The sequence below is a fragment of the Saccharopolyspora sp. NPDC045941 genome (assembly GCF_056431445.1).
Genome location: NZ_JBWKKU010000008.1, coordinates 148,319 through 164,715 on the forward strand (window position 1 = coordinate 148,319; position 16,397 = coordinate 164,715).

General features: G+C 68.6%; 13 protein-coding genes. 10 read left to right on the forward strand and 3 right to left on the reverse strand.

The annotated features are described in order from the left end of the window. Positions 1-2 precede the first annotated feature (2 nt). The 4 genes from AC07FN_RS08935 to AC07FN_RS08950 all read left to right on the forward strand — a co-directional run bounded on the left by AC07FN_RS08935 (position 3) and on the right by AC07FN_RS08950 (position 4,327). A complete protein-coding gene (locus AC07FN_RS08935) occupies positions 3-629 on the forward strand; it encodes a glutathione S-transferase family protein (RefSeq protein WP_478395115.1) in 627 nt (208 codons plus the stop codon). Further along, positions 626-2,572 (forward strand): solute carrier family 23 protein, encoded by a 1,947-nt coding sequence (locus AC07FN_RS08940; protein WP_478395116.1) that lies wholly within the window; start codon positions 626-628, stop codon positions 2,570-2,572. Before AC07FN_RS08935 ends, AC07FN_RS08940 begins: the two co-directional genes overlap by 4 nt. 248 nt (positions 2,573-2,820) lie before the next feature. Beyond that, positions 2,821-3,678 carry an SDR family NAD(P)-dependent oxidoreductase gene (locus AC07FN_RS08945; RefSeq protein WP_478395117.1) on the forward strand — a complete coding sequence of 286 codons (858 nt, stop codon included), beginning with the start codon at positions 2,821-2,823 and terminating at the stop codon, positions 3,676-3,678. 124 nt (positions 3,679-3,802) lie between these two features. Further along, entirely contained in the window at positions 3,803-4,327 is a 525-nt protein-coding gene (locus tag AC07FN_RS08950; RefSeq protein WP_478395118.1) for a nuclear transport factor 2 family protein, read from the forward strand. A 9-nt stretch (positions 4,328-4,336) separates the two neighbouring features. On the opposite strand, the gene AC07FN_RS08955 is transcribed toward AC07FN_RS08950, so the two are convergent. Together AC07FN_RS08955 and AC07FN_RS08960 are read right to left on the reverse strand one after the other, a co-directional pair. Continuing rightward, entirely contained in the window at positions 4,337-5,557 is a 1,221-nt protein-coding gene (locus AC07FN_RS08955) for an FAD-dependent monooxygenase (RefSeq protein ID WP_478395119.1), read from the reverse strand. A 96-nt stretch (positions 5,558-5,653) separates the two neighbouring features. Continuing rightward, positions 5,654-7,111: an MFS transporter gene (locus tag AC07FN_RS08960; protein ID WP_478395120.1), complete on the reverse strand. Its 1,458-nt coding sequence runs from the start codon at positions 7,109-7,111 to the stop codon at positions 5,654-5,656. Between the two features lie 134 nt (positions 7,112-7,245). On the opposite strand from AC07FN_RS08960, the gene AC07FN_RS08965 reads away from it, so the two are divergent. Beyond that, positions 7,246-7,830, forward strand: a complete 585-nt coding sequence (locus AC07FN_RS08965; RefSeq protein ID WP_478395121.1) for a TetR/AcrR family transcriptional regulator — start codon at positions 7,246-7,248, stop codon at positions 7,828-7,830. Between the two features lie 31 nt (positions 7,831-7,861). Here the strand turns inward: AC07FN_RS08965 and AC07FN_RS08970 are convergent, their stop codons facing one another. Next, positions 7,862-9,148, reverse strand: a complete 1,287-nt coding sequence (locus AC07FN_RS08970) for a cation:proton antiporter domain-containing protein (protein WP_478395122.1) — start codon at positions 9,146-9,148, stop codon at positions 7,862-7,864. A 768-nt stretch (positions 9,149-9,916) separates the two neighbouring features. On the opposite strand from AC07FN_RS08970, the gene AC07FN_RS08975 reads away from it, so the two are divergent. The 5 genes from AC07FN_RS08975 to AC07FN_RS08995 all read left to right on the forward strand — a co-directional run bounded on the left by AC07FN_RS08975 (position 9,917) and on the right by AC07FN_RS08995 (position 16,393). Continuing rightward, complete coding sequence (locus AC07FN_RS08975) at positions 9,917-10,525, forward strand: helix-turn-helix domain-containing protein (RefSeq protein ID WP_452615400.1); 609 nt, start codon at positions 9,917-9,919, stop codon at positions 10,523-10,525. 412 nt (positions 10,526-10,937) lie between these two features. After that, positions 10,938-12,083 carry a sulfotransferase family protein gene (locus AC07FN_RS08980; RefSeq protein ID WP_478395123.1) on the forward strand — a complete coding sequence of 382 codons (1,146 nt, stop codon included), beginning with the start codon at positions 10,938-10,940 and terminating at the stop codon, positions 12,081-12,083. 18 nt (positions 12,084-12,101) lie between these two features. Further along, entirely contained in the window at positions 12,102-13,331 is a 1,230-nt protein-coding gene (locus tag AC07FN_RS08985; RefSeq protein WP_478395124.1) for an ABC transporter substrate-binding protein, read from the forward strand. Between the two features lie 8 nt (positions 13,332-13,339). Next, positions 13,340-15,013, forward strand: a complete 1,674-nt coding sequence (locus AC07FN_RS08990) for a thiamine pyrophosphate-dependent enzyme (protein WP_478395125.1) — start codon at positions 13,340-13,342, stop codon at positions 15,011-15,013. A 9-nt stretch (positions 15,014-15,022) separates the two neighbouring features. Then, positions 15,023-16,393: a pyridoxal-phosphate dependent enzyme gene (locus tag AC07FN_RS08995; RefSeq protein ID WP_478395126.1), complete on the forward strand. Its 1,371-nt coding sequence runs from the start codon at positions 15,023-15,025 to the stop codon at positions 16,391-16,393. The last annotated feature ends 4 nt before the right edge of the window (positions 16,394-16,397 follow it).

Sequence of the window (16,397 nt, forward strand, 5' to 3'; positions counted from 1 at the left end):
CCATGATCGTCCTCTACGACGACGAGACGTCCGCGGAGTGCTACCAGGTCCGCGCGTTGCTGGGCGTCCTCGGGTTGGAATTCCGTTCGGTGGCCTTGGAGGAGTACGAGTTCGCCCCGGACGATCGCCGGCCGGCTCTGGTGCTCGTCGACGAACAGGTTGAGCCCGCGGCGGTTGCGCATCATGCCGAGTCGGCCGTGCTGTACCTGGCTCGGGTGTACGACAGCGAGGGCGCGCTCGTGCGCGGTGAGGATCCTGCTGGTCACGCAGCGATGCTGGACTGGCTGGCCTTCGGGCGTGCTCTGGCCGCGTCCGCGGGCGCGGCGCGTCGGCACGAAGCCTTCGGTGAGCCGACGGACCTTCCGCAGGTTCAGGCAGAGGCGCATCGGCTGCTGCGCGTGTTGGACCGCCACCTGTGGTTCATGGAACGGCAGGGCGAAGACTTCCTGGTGGGCGCGTTCTCGCTCGGCGACATCGCTTGTTTCGGAGATGTCGCGCTCTGCGAGGAAGGCGGCATCTCCCGCCAGGACTATCCCGCCGTGCGGCGCTGGTGCGATCGGGTCCAGCGGGTGCCGGGACTGCCCTTGATGCCCGGGATCTTCCGCGCCGCCGCGGGACATCCGTCATGAGCGGCGACGCGCGGCCTCGCCGCCACCCCGTGGACGAGGTGCCGTCGGTGGCGAAACTGGCCATCTTCGGGTTCCAGCACGTGCTGGCGTTCTTCGCCGGTGGGGCGATCGTCATCCCGACCCTGCTGGCGTCGTCCCTGGGCTTGGACGGCGGTCAGCTCGTGCACCTCATCAACGCGTGCCTGCTGACCTGCGGTATCGCCTCCATCATCCAGTCGGTCGGGTTCTGGAAGGTGGGAGTGCGGCTCCCGTTGCTCCAGGGGGTGTCGGCGGTGGCGGTGGCGCCGATGGTCGCCATCGGGCTGGGTGCGGGCGGTGGCGCGGAGGGGCTGCGGATGGTCTACGGCGCCGTGATCGTGGCCGGGCTGATCACCTTCGTGATCGCCCCGGTCTTCGGGCGCATGATGCGGTACTTCCCGCCGGTCGTGACGGGGTCGGTCATCGCCATCATCGGGTTGAGCCTGCTGTCGGTCGCGGCGACGAGCGCGGCCGGAGGTGAAGGTGCCGCGTTCCATCCCGGCAGCGGCCGGAACATGGCCTACGCCCTCGGCACGTTCGCCGTCATCGTGCTGGTGCACAAGGTGTCGCGGGGATTCCTGTCCACAGTGGGCGTTCTGCTCGGGCTGGTGCTCGGCACGTTCGCGGCCTGGGCGCTGGGAGACACCGACTTCGACGATGTGGGGCAGGCCTCCTGGATGGGGTTGTCGACCCCGTTCCAGTTCGGCATCCCGATGGTCTCGGTGGGCGGGGTCGTCTCGATGATGGTGGTCATGATGATCACGGTGATCGAGACCACCGGCGCGGTGACCGGGGTGTCGGAGATCGTCGACAGGCGGGTGCGGGGCGACGACATCACCCGCGCGATGCGGGCGGACGGGCTCTCGGGGGTGATCGGCGGGGCCCTGAACTCGTTCCCGTACACCTGCTTCAGCGAGAACGTGGGCCTGGTGCGGCTCACCGGGGTGAAGAGCCGGTGGGTGATCAGCGTGGCCGGGCTTTTCATGATCGCGCTCGGTTCGGTGCCGAAGTTCGCGGCCGTCATCACGGCGATCCCCGCACCCGTGCTCGGCGGCGCTTCCCTGGCCATGTTCGCCATGGTCGCCGTGGTGGGGCTCCAGATCCTGTCGCGGGTCGACTTCCGCGATCACCGCAACTCCGTGATCGTCGCGGCCAGCATCGGGATGGCCATGTACGTCACGATGGTGCCCGGGGTGAAGGACGCCGTCCCGGACTGGGCGCAGATCTTCGGCGGCAGCGGGACCACGATGGGCGCCATCACGGCGATCGTCCTGAACCTGGTCTTCCACCACTTCGGCAGACGGCGCAAGGCCACGGACGACGAGTCGTCCAGTGCCGCCGGACTTCCGCTGGAGCAGATCAACGACATGACCGCCCAGGAGTTCAAAGCCACCTTCGCGCCACTGTTCCAAGGTCCGACGCGGGCCATCGATCGAGCGTGCGAGCAGCGACCGTTCGCTGACGTGACCGACCTCAGGACGGCCCTCCTGACGGCGTTCTTCGACTCCAGCGAGGACGAAGTGCGGCGACTGCTGTCGTTCTACCCGGACCTGGGGGGACCGGTGGTCAGCGGGGACAGCGGCGGGATGTCCCTCCGCGACCACTCCGTTCCCGGGCTGACCGATCTGGCCGATCGGGAGCAGGAACAACTGGACGAACTCACCGACGCCTACCGGGACCGCTTCGGCTTCCCGCTCATCATGTGCCTGCGTGAGCGCCCACATCTCCAAGCAGTACTGGACCAAGGGGCGCGGCGGCTCCACAACGCTCCCGCCTACGAATGCCACGCCGCTGCCTTGGAGGTCGCCCGAATCGCCGAACACCGCTTCGGCGATCTGGTGGCACCCGAGGCCGCGCCCCGAGAAGGGGCGCTGAGGAGGAATTCGGGGTCTTCCCCTTCGTCACCTGATGCGCAGACCAGGTGATGGTCTACGACGCCCGCCGCGCACCGGGCCCGGCGGGATCCGCTGCCGGGGCTTGACTTGCCGACCGCCTTCGATACGCTCAAGCAAGCGTTTGGTTCTGCGTTGTCGCAGTCGACTCGTGCGTCAGGGACCGGGAGCGGGTACATGGCCGATGAACGAACGTCCGGGCGGGCGATGCCGAGCAGCTCGGAGGTCGACGATCTCGCGGTCGTCTCGTGCGGTGGGCCACTCGGCATGGCGGGCGAGCTGTGAGCGGCGGCCGCGTCGCGGTGGTCACCGGCGCGAGCCGGGGCGCGGGCAAGGGAATCGCGCTCGCGCTCGGCCGAACCGGCGCCACGGTCTACGTCACCGGCCGGACTCGGCGGGAGGGCGAGGCGTCGCTACCGGGCACGGTCTTCGCCACCGCCGAGGAGATCGACCGCAGGGGCGGCACCGGAGTTCCGGTCGTCTGCGATCATCGCGATGACGCCCAGGTCGCGGCGCTGTTCGAGCGGGTGCGCGCCGACCACGGCCGGCTGGACATCCTGGTGAACAACGCGTTCATCATCCCGGACCAGCTCGCGACCAAGGGGCCGTTCTGGTCCAAGCCGCTGGCGTTGCAGGAGATGTTCGAGGTCGGGCTGCGTTCCAGTTACGTGTCCAGCTACTACGGTGCGCCGCTGCTCGTCGGCACTGGTGGCGGCCTGCTGGTCAACACCTCGTCCTTCGGCGCCACCTGCTACATGCACGGCCCCGCCTACGGTGCGGTGAAGTCAGGTGTGGACAAGATGGCGCACGACATGGCGGTGGACCTCAAGCCGTTCGACGTGGCGGCCGTGTCGATCTGGATGGGACTGCTGCGCACCGAGCGGACCGAGGCGGTGCTGAACTCGGATCCCGTGCGCTACGGCGAGCTGACCGCGATGGCCGAGTCGCCGGAGTTCACCGGACGGGTCATCGCCGCGCTCGCCGAGCACCCCGATCGGATGCGGTGGACCGGGCGGGTGCTGGTCGGAGCCGAGGTCGGCGAGGAACTGGGAGTGGTCGACGTCGACGGCACCTCCCCGGCGTCGCACCGGGAGTTCCTCGGCTCCCCGGTCGAGTTCAGCGACTCCATTGTGGATTGAGGGGAGCGCGATCGACGTTCGTCGCCCGATGGTTCCGGGGCTCGGTCAGGACCCCCTCTGTTGACATGCTGAACCGCCGAACGCGGGATGGCCGTTGGCGAGTCCGGCGAACGAGGAGGCAGAAGTGTTCGATGACGGCGACGTGGATGTGCGCGACCTCGCTCGCAGGGTCGCGCGCCTGGAGGCGATTCAGGAGATCGAACGCCTGAAGTACCGGTACTGGCGAGCATGCGACAGCAAGGATCCCGATGCCTTCCGGGAGTGCTTCGTGCGCGAGGGCGCCGACATCGACTACGGCCCCGGCCTCGGCGGCTTCGACGATCGCGAGAAGCTCGTCGAGCTGTACAACAAGCTGGCCTTGCGCCGCGACGGCGACCGCTGGCTCTACAACGACATCCACCACGGGATGCACCCGGACATCGAACTGATCGACGCGAACACCGCGGTCGGTAGCTGGACCTTCTGGTTCATGAGGGTCAACCTCGCCGACGGCGTCGTCGAGCAGGCGTCGTTGGAATATCGCGACCGGTACCTGGTCGAAGACGGGAAGTGGAAGATCCAGAGTTCGCACGTCACTCCCTTGACGGGGGTGAACTTCCCGATCCCGGAAGGAGCGAACGTCGCTCCGGGGCCCGCGGCCGTTCGCTAGTGGTGTGGATCAAGGCCCAGCGGAGGGGTTCGCCGTCGACGGGGGACTGTATTCGGGCAATGTGAGGGCTGTGTGGGCTGGGCGCCCGGTTTCCGGTGGCAAGGCGGTGCGGCTGCGAAGTTCGTCGTTGCGTCTTTCGAGGGCTTCGGCGGTGGTGGGGAAGAGCGCTGCGGCGCCTTCGCCGACCTGTGCCTGGTTCAGTTCGACGAATCCGCGGATGTCGCGTTCGTAGGCGGCGAAGGCCGCGGTGTGGTCGCGATGGGCGGCCAGCGAGCCGGCGAGCGCGTAGGCGCCGACGAGGGCGAGGCTGGACCCTTGCCCGGTCAGGAACGACGGGGCGTAGGCGGCATCGCCGACGAGCGCGACCCGGCCGCTGGACCAGCACGGCATGTGGACTTGGCTCACGGTGTCGAAGAACGGATCGTTCGCGTGGCGCATGGCCGCGACCATGGCCGGGATTTCCCATCCGTCGTTGGCGAAGGTGGTGGCGACGAGGTCGCGTTGTGCCTCGGGGTCGCGGAGGACCTCGTACGGAGGTTCGGGGTGGGCGAAGTTGAGGAATGCGTGTAGCTCGTTGCTGTCTCCGACCGCGTAGAGCGCCGCAGCCCTTCCGGGAGTGTTCCAGATGAGCACTTCATGGGAGAGCCCGAAGGTGTTGGGCATGGTGAACAAGGCGAAGCAGTACCCCAGATAGCGGTGGAACCGCTGCTCGGGGCCGAACACGAGCTCCCGGGTGCGCGAGTGCAGCCCGTCCGCACCCAAGACCAGGTCGAAGCTGCGCTGGACCCCGCTGCGGAAGGTGACGTCGACACCGTGCGCGTGTTCCGCGAGCGCATCGATGGAGTCGTCGAACACGAACTCCACCTCGTCACGGACGGCCCCGTACAGGACTTCTGCCAAATCCCCGCGGGGCACCTCGACGTCACGTCCCTCGACCCCGCCGGCCACCGCCTGTGGATGCACCACCGCGCCCTCGCTGCCGTCGGCATCGAGGAAGGTCAACCGGCGCGACTCGATGTGCGCTTCCTGGAGCTGCGGCAGGATTCCCATCCGGCGGGCCACCTCCACCGCGGTGCCACGCACGTCGATCGGGTACCCACCGCCCCGCAGTCCGGTGGACTTCTCCACCACCGTCACCGCGAATCCACACCGGTGCAGCCAGAACGCCACGGCGGGACCCGCGATGCTCGCGCCGGAAACCAGGACCTTGCCTTTCGGTGCAGTTCTCATGCCCATTCGTCAACTCCCAAGTCCGTTGTGGAACGTTCGAAAACCAACTCGGTTCACCTCGTACGCGGGGAAAATGCCGACCTCGTCAGCGGTCCGTCACACCGCGTCCCGCGCGAGGTCGGGCGACGGCGACTTGTGGCTGAGGCGGGTGCTTCGGACGAGCAGGACGACCAGCACCGCGGCGATCGCGAACGCGCCGGAAGCGATCGCGATGTAGCTGAACACGCCCGTGGCCGAGTTCGCCGTTTCACCGTCGACGACCACGGCGGTCGACTTGAGCACGGCCGCGCCCACGAAGTTCAGCACCACCGACCCGATCGAGACCATCACCATGACCAGGCTGGACACGATGCCCTGCCGTTCGGCGGACGCCAAGCCGCCCGCCATGTTGAAGCCGGATGTCCCGAGCGCTCCTACCGTGACCCCCAGCAGGAATGCGGAGCAGAGCGCGGCGGGGAGCTGGGAAACCCCGAGGAACATCCCGATGGTCACCACCGTTCCGAGCATGACCGCCCCGGCCAACGTCGAGGCCGGTCCGATGCGTGCGGCGAGCCATCCGGCCACCGGACCTCCGAGCATGACCCCGAGTCCCGGCGCCGCGAGCAGCAGTGCCACCGATCCCTGGTCGGCCAGTCCGTACCCGAGTTGCTGATCCGCCGAGACGTCGCCGATGAGGGGGATGAGCTGAAGCATGCTCTGGTACGAACCGGCTCCGAGGAAGACGACGAGGAGCGTGAGCACCAGCGGCCCACCGAGGTCCCTGACGTCGATCAGGGGATCGGGCTTGCGATTCGAGACCAGGAACCACCTGGCCAATGCCCCGGCGCCACCGACGAGGAGAGCCAGCGGACCGACGGCGAGCCAGCCGAGGTCCGAACCGAGGCTGATGTAGCCGAGCACCCCGGCGAGCCCTCCGCCGAGGAGGAGGGCACCGCCGACGTCGATCTTTCCCGGCGTCCTGATCAGGGATTCGGGAATGACGCTGCGCGCGCAGATCGCCATCGCGGCCGCGACGACGGCCGATACGAGGAACAAGATCTGGAAGCCGAACTCCGCGGCCAGTTCCTCGATGAGGAAACGGGACACGATGTTGAGCACCGCGGAGCCGGAGGTCACGATGCCCACGATGATCATCGCTATGCGGGGTGCGCAGGCGCCTCGAACGATCGCGACGGAGAGGAACATGGCGGCCAGAGCCGCTCCCTGCAGCATGCGCCCTGGCACGAATACCCAGATGCTGGGGGCCACGGCGCACAAGAGGGCGCCCGCGCAGCTGAGGAGCAACGTCAGCACGAGCACCCTGCCCTTGCCGTAGATGTCGGCACTCCTTCCGAGCAGGGGTGCCCACATCACTCCCGCCAGCATCGCGGTGGCGTTGAGCCACGCCGCCTGGTCGGTACCAAAGTGGTCGAGCATCTCCGGGAGGACGAGCAGCGGCGCGGTGATGGCCGAGTCGACCACGAAGTTCACCAAGGCCAGGACGGCCACCAGGCCGATGAGCCGCCCGTTCCACCTCGTGTGCGGTCCGGCGTTTCCGGTCCTGCTCTGCTGCATCAAGGACTCCTTGCTTCGGGCTCGCGACGGTGCCGGCACGGCCTGACGACGCACTCACTTAAGATACGTTTTAGTTTCTTATCTGCCAGAGTAGGGTACACCGATAAGAAACGTCAAAGTGTCTAAGGAGTGTTGTGGGACGACGGCGCGGCGAAGCGCTCGAGGCGGCGATCCTCGATGCGGCCTGGGACGAGTTGAGCGAGCGGGGATACGCGAACCTGACCGTCGACTCCGTCGCCCGGCGAGCCAGCACCAGCAAACCGGTGCTCTACCGGCGCTGGGCGGACAAGCAGAAGCTGGTCGAGGCGGCAGTCGTGCGCCGCAATGTCATCCAGCTGATCACCCCGGCCGACACCGGGTCCCTGCGCGGCGACCTGATCGCCACCCTCACCGAGGCGAGCGAGAAGCAGGGCCCGTTCCTCGCCCAGCTCAGCCTGCTGCTCTCCGGCTACTTCACCGAGACCGAAACCAGTTTCGCCGAGCTGCGCGAGATGATCGTCGCCGGGCGCCGCTCCGGACGCGACGAGATCATGGAGCGCGCCATCGAGCGCGGCGAGCTCGATCCGGCCAAGCTCACGCCACGGATCGCCTCGCTGCCCTTCGACCTGCTTCGAGGCGAGACGATGATGACGCTGCGGCCGGTCGCACCCGAGGTGATCGAGGAAATCGTCGACACGATCTTCCTCCCGCTGGTCCGCTGGGCACCCGGTTCGACCTGACCGGGCGCACCCCGGTGACCGCTGGCGAAGGTCACGCCCTCGGGGCGGTGTGCGCGGGCGTGAACGTCTCGGCCTGCTGCGGTGTCAGCCGCAGAAGGGTGAGGAATGGGGCCGTCATCGCGGTTGTGCTCAGCGCCATGAGCGTCATGAGGGTGAACAGGGGGCCGTCGATGATGTGCAGTTGGCGGCCGATGTCCAGGATGACGAGTTCGGTGAGACCTCGGGTGTTCATCAGCACGCCGAGGCCCGCGCTGTCGCGCCAGCTCATGCCGGTCAGCCGGGCGGGGACCACGGCGCCGACCAGCTTTCCGGCGCAGGCGGTGGCGAAGATGAGCAGGGCGTCGGTCGGGCCGGTAGCGCCGAGCGCGGTGATGTCCACCGACAGTCCGGTGACGATGAAGAAGATCGGCAGCAGCAGGGTGCTGGTGTTCCGGGCCGGGACCTCCACCGAGCGGCGCAGCAGGTCGGCCGGGGTTCGCGGCATGACGAGGCCGAACACGAACGCGCCGAAGATCGCGTGGACGCCGAGCAGCGACGTCGTGTAGCTGCAGAGCAGCACGCCCGCGCTGACGATGATGAACAGCGGCAGCGACGACGTTCCCCCGGCCGCGCGGCGCACGAGGGCCGCGAGCATCGGCCGGAGGATGAAAACGCAGGCCAGCACGAAGAGGGCCGTGCCGGCGAGCGCGACGACCAGCGAGCCGGGGCCCGACGACTGGACGATGATCACCACCACGGCCAGCAGGGACCAGGCGAGCACGTCGGCGGCCGCGGCGCAGGCCAGCGCCAGGGTGCCCAGGGGGCTGGTGTGCATGGCCTTGTCGGACAGGAGCCTTGCCAGCACGGGCAACGCCGTGACGGCCAGCGCTGTTCCCATGTAGAGCAGGAAGGCCGTCCGGTCGACCGGTTGTCCGTCCACATCGGAATGCGCTGGGTACAGCAGCAGTGCCGCGCCGATGCCCAGCCCGAACGGGACCAGCATCGAGGAGATCGAGGTGAACGCGATCGTGCGCGCTCGGCGGCGCAGGACACCGAGGTCGAGCTCCCAGCCGGTGACGAACATGAACAGCATCAGGCCGATCTGGGAGAGGGCGTGCAGGTACGGGCGGATTTCCGGTGGGAACAGCACTTCGACCGGATTTCCGGGCAGCAGTCCCAGAACGCTGGGGCCGAGCGCGATCCCGGCGAGGATCTCGCCGACGACCGGCGGCTGGCCGAGCTTCGTCACGAGCGTGATGACGATGATGCCGGTCAGCAGGACCAGGGAGATGGTGGCGAGCAGGGCGGTTTCCGGTGGAACTGCTGAAGGCGTGGTCATGAGGTCCTTCCGGGAGGCGGGAGTCCCGGCGGCACCGGGCTCGGCGCGACCGGGAAAGCCGGCGTGGCGCATGAGCGATCAGGCGCGCGGGAGGGGGGAACCTCGTGTCTGAACGCAGACCCGTACTCGTGAATCTAGCAGTCCGGTTTGCGGAACCGGCCTACGGGGTGAATCACGACAATCGAGGTAACGATTTCACTTGGTCTCGCAGACGAAGCCTTTCAGGTCCGCTGTGGATTAATTGTGAAATGTGGCAACCATGATTCGCCATGGCGCGCGGATGCTTTTTGTGTTATGCACTTAGGCTTTTCGGGTGGTATTCGTCGATCTGCGATCGCCGCGCGAAGAAGACGGCCGGGCGGTCTCCGCAGAATGGGCGGCCGGCCACTGCGGCATGTCGCCACGCCCTCTGGTCGCCAGGCCGCCGAGCCGATCAGTGGTGTCGTCACCAGCGGAGATCCAATCCTCAGGCATCGTCCCCCGGTCGGGCGCGGGGTGCGGGGAGTCGCACCATTCGCCACTCGATAGCGTTCGGAGCGCGAGTGCGCCGGCCGTGGCGGAGGGTGGGCGAAGGAAACGGTTGCTCTGATCGGGGCATTGTTGCGGATGTCCGCAATGTGGAACGGTTCTTGCCGGTTTGCGAGTGTGCTGCGACTGGGGAGAAGGGAACCTGTGCTGCTCGAACAGGGAAATTCTTCGAGAGCCGCTGCTGCGGTCAGGAAAATCGCATTATGGGGTATGGACGAATTGTCCAGAGCGGGTCTCCGGATGGCCATTGACGGGGAACCCGATCTGAACGTGGTCGGCCACCTGGCCGCGCCGGAGAAATCGCTGTGGCGCCTCGACCAGCGCCTGAAGCCCGACGTCGTGGTAGCCGAAGTCGCGGATCCGGTGCTCGACCTGGCGGCGGTCAGCTCGGCCTGCGGTAGGTCGGTCTCGGTGGTCGCGCTGGTCGACGGGTGGTCCGCCGACGACGTGCTGGCGGCGCTGCGCCGCGGCATCCGCGGTCTGGCGGTCAGAGCCGACGGGCTGCCGATGCTCGTCCAGACCGTCCGCGTCGTGGCCGGCGGGCGGTCCTTCTGCACCCCGTCGGCGATCGAGTGCGTGGCGACCGAGCTGGTGCGCAAGGTCCCGGTCGTCGACCCCGATGCGGCGGCGAAGCTCACCGGACTGACTCGCAGGGAGCGGGAAGTGCTCGGACTGCTGGCGCGGGGCAAGACGCCGTCGGCGATCGCCGTGCTGTTGTCGATCAGCGACTCCACGGTGAAGTCGCACGTCTCCCGGCTGTTGGACAAACTGGGTCTGGACGATCGCGCCCAGGCCGTCATCCTCGCCATGCGGGCGGGATTGATCACGGAAGATCCGGACCTGGCCTGATTCCCCGGCGGGGCAGCCGCACGACGACGCCGAGGCGTCCCGGATCGTGCAGCACCGGCCACTGTGGACCTCGTAGTCGATCGGCCTGGGATTGCTCACCTTCGTCGCGCCCGTGTTCCTGGAGCGCGGGCGCGATTTCCGCGAACCGCCTCCCGGGGAATCCCCGGCCGTTTCGCGTCCTGGGGAGGTTCCCGCGGCGAGTGCCGCGATAGGCATCTCAACGATGCGCTAGACGGCCTCAACCCCGGTTGAGTTCTCCCCGGACATTTCAACCGGGGTTGAAGCGAATACGTCCGTGAGCCGATGACTTCGCCGGTCTCGAGATCTATGTTTGCCTCACGGGGAACCAAGTTTTCGTGTCGGCGCATCCGCCAGTATCTCGGTCTCGGTGATGAGGAAGGATCGATGACAGGTGCCCGGATCAGCTCAGGACGTCACGTTCGACCCGCCCGCGCTCGTCGACGACGCACTCCGCGCCACCGGCGGTGATCCCGGGGAACTCGCGCACGACCCCGAGGCGCTGACGGAGCTGTGCCGCGCGATCGAGGCGGAAGCGCAGCTGACGCCGCGCGGCCGGGTCCGGGCAAGGGGCTCGCTGGTCAAGGCGCTCGTCGAGCAGGTGCACGTCCGGCGGCGGATCACCGAGTGGCCCGAGATCGACGCGATCGACTTCCAGCCGGTCGTCATCACCGGGCTTCTGCGCACCGGTACGACCTTCCTGCAGAACCTGCTGGCGCACCATCCGGATCTGCGTTCTCCGGCGCTGTGGGAACTGATGGCTCCCGGTCGCGTGAACCCCCGTTCGGAACTCGTCGCGGAATGCCGCTCCTACATCGACGAGTACTACCGGCTGGCCCCCAGGTTCAGATCCATCCATCCGCTCGACGCGACGATGCCGGAGGAATGCCATCGGCTGACCGCCAACACCTTCCGCGACTCCATCTTCGCCCTGCGGTACCACGTTCCGAGCTATGCGGAGTGGCTCAGCAGTCGGTCCATGGTGGACTCCTACGATTTCCACCGCACCCAGCTGAAGTGCGTGCTCGCCCGCGGCTCCGGCGATCCCGTGGTGCTGAAGAGCCCGACGCACCTGTGGCACCTCGACGACCTCGCCGAGGTGTACCCGCACGCCAAGCTCATCCGCATGCATCGCTCGCCGGCCGTGGCGGTGGCCAGTGTGTGCAGCCTGACCTCCGTCGTTCGTGGCGCGAGTTCGGACGCGGTCGACGACCACGAGATCGGCCGGTACTGGCTGCGACGCGTGTCCACGGCGCTGGACGGGATGCGCAGCGGGCAGGCGCCGTTCGCGACGCCGCCGCTGGACCTCCGGTACGACGACCTCGTCGTGGACCCGATCGGCGTGGTGGCGCAGGTCTGCGACTACGTCGGTGTCCCGCTCACCGCCGAGGCGGAGCAGCGCATCGCCTCGTACCTCGGTGCCGGATCCGGCGGCGGAGGGCACCACTACGAACCGGAGCAGTTCGGCCTCGACGAACAGGCCCTCGACGACCGGTTTTCCGGCTACAGCAACGAGTTCGGCCTCCCGAGTGACAAGTGAAGGACGAGAGGACCTGACATGGCACGGCCAGACCAGACCCACGAGCAGCGGGCGCGCGAGAACGTCCGCGCGGTGAACGAACTCGCCGGTGAGAACCCTATCCGCATCGGGCTGATCACCCCGCTCAACGAGCCGGGGGACCCGACGGCCGGTGAACTCGTCGTGCGCGGCGCCTGCCTCGGCGCCGAGTACGTCCGGGAGCAGGGCGGCGCGCGCGACGGCAGGCAGATCGAACTCGTCCTCTACGACGACCAGGCCACCGCGCGCGAAGAGGGCATGTACCGGTCGGCGGCGGGGCAGATGGCCAAGCTCGCGCTGGTCGACGATGTGATCGCGGCGATGGGGCAGTGGCATCTGCGCACCACCCCGTGGGTGGTCGACGTGGCCACCCGCTACGACGTGCCGATCTTCGTGGAGAACGGCTTCAGCGCGATCACCGCGCAGAAGCGTCGCAACGTGTTCCGCTCGTACTTCAGCATCGCCGACCGGGTTCCGGTCATGCTGGACTTCGCCGCCGCGCAGGGCATGCGGCGGGTCGGCATGGTCTGCGCGGACACCGCCTTCGGCCGCCAGACCGGGGACGAGCTGGAGCAGTACGGCACGAGCCGGCACGGCATGGAGTTCCTGCGCTTCGACTTCCCGCAGGACGACACCACCGACCTGACCGAGGAGCTGCGCAAGATCCGCGAGTTCGGTCCGGACCTGTTCATCAACGGCGGTGTGATCCGGACGAACTACCTGATCATCAACCAGGCGGCCGAGCTGGGCATCCTGCCCTCGACCCCGATGATGGTGCCCTTCGGATATCCGTTGCGCTCGGCGGACTTCTGGCGCCTGTCCGGTCCGGCGGGGCTCGGCGCGATGTGGCCCGCGATGCGCTACCGCCCGTCGTGGGAGGGCATGACCGACATCGGCCGGTGGTTCATCGACCGCTACGCCGAGCGCTACGGCGACTTCCCGCCGGACACGGCGCTGACGCACTTCACCGATGTCACGATCGTCGCCGCCGCGAGCAGGGCGGCGCGCTCGGACAGCCGGGAGGATGTGCTGGACGCGCTGGAGGCGATGGAGTTCGACACCTGGCGCGGCCCGATCCGGTTCGAACGCGGCCCCGCGCACTGGCACCACGCGGCGCCCGAACTCGTGCTGCTGCAGTACCAGAAGTTCGAGCAGAGCTTCGACGACAGCGCGATCATCCATCCGCGGCCCAGCGCGACCGCCGAGTACTTCCCGCCGCCCGCGTCGTGACGCTGCCGATGGCAACGACCGGAACCGGTGCCGCGCCGCCGCAGCGGGCCGCCGACACGTTGGTGGCGAGCCTGCTCGGGCACGACGTCGACCGGGTGTTCTGCGTGGCGGGGGAGAGTTACCTGCCCGTACTCGACGCGCTGCACGACGTCAGCGGGATCGACGTGGTGACGTGCCGGCACGAGGGTTCGGCGGGCTTCGCCGCGCTGGCGGACGCGAAGCTGACCGGGCGGGCGGGAGTCTGCCTGGTCAGCCGAGGCCCCGGTGCGACGAATGCGGCGATCGCGGTGCATGCGGCGGCAGAGGACGCCACCCCGCTGGTCGTGTTGGTGGGCGGCGTGCCTACGCACAGCATCGATCGCGAGGCGTTCCAGCACATCGACTGCGGGCGGCACTTCGGCGAGGTCGCCAAGGGGGTGTGGACGCTGCACGATCCGCGCGCGATCGGCGAGTTCATGCGGCGTGCGTTCCGCATCGCCGAGTCCGGCACGCCCGGGCCGGTGGTGCTCACCCTGCCGGAGAACCTGCTCGACGAACCCGACGCCGCGGGCGTCCCGGCCCAGCGGACGCGCCTGGCGCGGACCGAACTGGCGAGCGGGGACCTCGCGGAGGTCAGGCGTCTGCTGGGGCAGGCGGAGCGGCCGGTGTTGCTGGCCGGGTCCATGGTGGACACCCCGGTGGGCAGGCGGCTGCTGCGCGAGGTGGCCGAGCGCCACAACCTCCCGGTGATCACCAGCAACAAGAACCAGCACCTGCTCGACAACCGGCACCCGTGCTATGCGGGGCACCTGCACAACGCCACGCAGCCGAGCCAGTTGGCCGAGTTCGCGACGGCGGATCTGCTGCTCGCGGTGGGAACCCGGCTCGATCATGCGACGACCAGGGGAAAGCGGTTCCCCCGGGCCCCGGAACCCGACCAGCCATTGGTGCACGTCTATCCGGACGCTGCGCGCATCGGGCGCTACGTCGACACCTCCGTGGGTGTCGTGGCGGACCCCGTCGGTTTCCTCGCCCAACTGGGGACAGGGCCGAGCAGCGACCCATCGGGCCGTCGATCCGAGTGGATCTCGGCGCTGCACCGGATCGAGGCGGACAAAGCGGTGTGGGAGCCGGTCGAGGCGGCAGACGGTGTGGTCTTCGGCGAAGTGGTGGCGGCGCTCGACGAACTCACCGGCGGCGTGGTGACGGTGGTGGTCGACTCCGGCACGTTCACCAGCTGGACCTACCGCTACCTCCGGTTCGCGGAAGGCGGGCGCTTGCTCGGGATCAGCTCCAGCGCGATGGGTTTCTCCGTCGGCGCGGGCGTCAGCGCCGCGCTGCGATCCGGCGGTGCGCCCACGGTCGCGGTGGTCGGTGACGGCGGTTTCCTGATGAACGGCGGGGAACTGGCCACCGCCTGCGATCTCGGTGCGCCGGTCGTCTTCGTGGTGTCCAACAACAGCAGCTACGGAACGATTCGCCTGCACCAGGAGAAGGACTACCCGGGCCGGACGGTCGCCACCGACCTGGCCAACCCGGACTTCGCCCGGATGGCCGAGTCGTTCGGCGCGCTGGGCCTGACCGCGGTCACCCCGGCCCAGGTGCGGCCCTGCCTGCGCAAGGCGCTCGACCACCACGGCCCGGCGGTCGTGGAGATCAGGACGAGCCTCCACCACATCACGCCGTACCGAACGCTGTCCTAGGGAGACGTGGTGCAGTTTCACGAGTCGGTCGTCGATCTGATCGGCGACACCCCGCTAGTGCGCCTCACGAAGGTCACCGGCAGCGCGGGGCCGATGGTCCTGGCCAAGCTGGAGCAGTTCAACCCGGGCGGTTCGGCTAAGGACCGCATCGCGCTGTCGATGGTGACCGGGGCCGAGCGCTCCGGGCTGCTGGCGCCCGGTGGCACCCTCGTCGAGCCGACGTCGGGCAACACCGGTGTCGGACTGGCCTTGGTGGCGCAGCAACGCGGTTACCGCTGCGTGTTCACCTGCCCGGACAAGGTGTCGCCCGACAAGATCGCGGTGCTGCGGGCCTACGGCGCCGAGGTGGTCGTCTGCCCGGCGGCGGTACCCGTGGATCACCCCGACTTCTACCGGAACGTCGCGATCCGGCTGGCGGCGGAGATCCCCGGCGCCTGCCGGCTCGACCAGTACGACAACGAGAACAACCCCGCCGCGCACTACATGGCGACGGGGCCCGAGATCTGGTCGCAGACCGATCACCGCGTTACGCACTTCGTGGCGGGAGTCGGGACGGGCGGCACGATTTCGGGAACCGGGCGCTACCTCAAGGAAGTGTCCGGCGGTCGTGTCCGGGTCGTGGGCGCGGACCCGGAAGGTTCGGTCTACTCCGGTGGGCAGGCCCGCCCCTACTACGTCGAGGGAGTGGGCCAGCCGAGCCTGCCCGGCTCCTACGACCCCGGGGTCCCCGACGAGATCGCCATGGTCTCCGACCGCGAGTCGGTCGAGTTGACCCGCCGGCTGGCCCGGGAAGAGGGGATCCTGACCGGTGGTTCCGGCGGGATGGCCGTCGCGGCGGCGTTGCGAGTCGCGGAGACGGCGGAGCCCGACGCGGTGATCGTGGTGCTCATCCCGGATTCCGGTCGCGGATACCTGTCCAAGATGTTCAGCGACGACTGGCTCGCCCGGTTCGGCTTCGAGTCCTCGGTGGAGCCCGGACCGAAGGTGTGCGACGTGTCGCTGCCCGACGGGATCACCTTCCTGCCACCGGACGAGACCGTGTCCGGCGCGCTGAAGATCATGCGGGAGCGGGGACTGGGCCACCTGCCGGTGAGCGCGGCGGCGCCGCCCGTGCGGCTGCCCGAGATCAAGGGATTCGTGACCGAGGCGGAGCTGGTGAGGCGCGCCGCGTCCGGAGAACTGCGGTTGACCGACGCCGTCGCCGAGCACGCCCGCGTCGAGCTTCCGACCGTCGGCTGGTGGCAGCCGGTCGCGGAGGTCGCGGACGCGGTGGCCGGGGCAGGTGCGGCACTCGTGCTCCGGGACGGCCTGCCGACGGCCGTCATCACCCCGCGCGACGTCGCCGGAGCACTGGAATCCCACGTCGATGGCGACCAATGAGATC

What these genes read in the sequence shown, in the direction of transcription:
- AC07FN_RS08975 (WP_452615400.1), top strand. Translation starts at nt 9,917, where the DNA reads ATGGCCATTGACGGGGAACCCGATCTGAACGTGGTCGGCCACCTGGCC.
- AC07FN_RS08955 (WP_478395119.1), bottom strand. Translation starts at nt 5,557, where the DNA reads ATGAGAACTGCACCGAAAGGCAAGGTCCTGGTTTCCGGCGCGAGCATC.
- AC07FN_RS08970 (WP_478395122.1), bottom strand. Translation starts at nt 9,148, where the DNA reads ATGACCACGCCTTCAGCAGTTCCACCGGAAACCGCCCTGCTCGCCACC.
- AC07FN_RS08985 (WP_478395124.1), top strand. Translation starts at nt 12,102, where the DNA reads ATGGCACGGCCAGACCAGACCCACGAGCAGCGGGCGCGCGAGAACGTC.
- AC07FN_RS08940 (WP_478395116.1), top strand. Translation starts at nt 626, where the DNA reads ATGAGCGGCGACGCGCGGCCTCGCCGCCACCCCGTGGACGAGGTGCCG.
- AC07FN_RS08960 (WP_478395120.1), bottom strand. Translation starts at nt 7,111, where the DNA reads ATGCAGCAGAGCAGGACCGGAAACGCCGGACCGCACACGAGGTGGAAC.
- AC07FN_RS08935 (WP_478395115.1), top strand. Translation starts at nt 3, where the DNA reads ATGATCGTCCTCTACGACGACGAGACGTCCGCGGAGTGCTACCAGGTC.
- AC07FN_RS08990 (WP_478395125.1), top strand. Translation starts at nt 13,340, where the DNA reads ATGGCAACGACCGGAACCGGTGCCGCGCCGCCGCAGCGGGCCGCCGAC.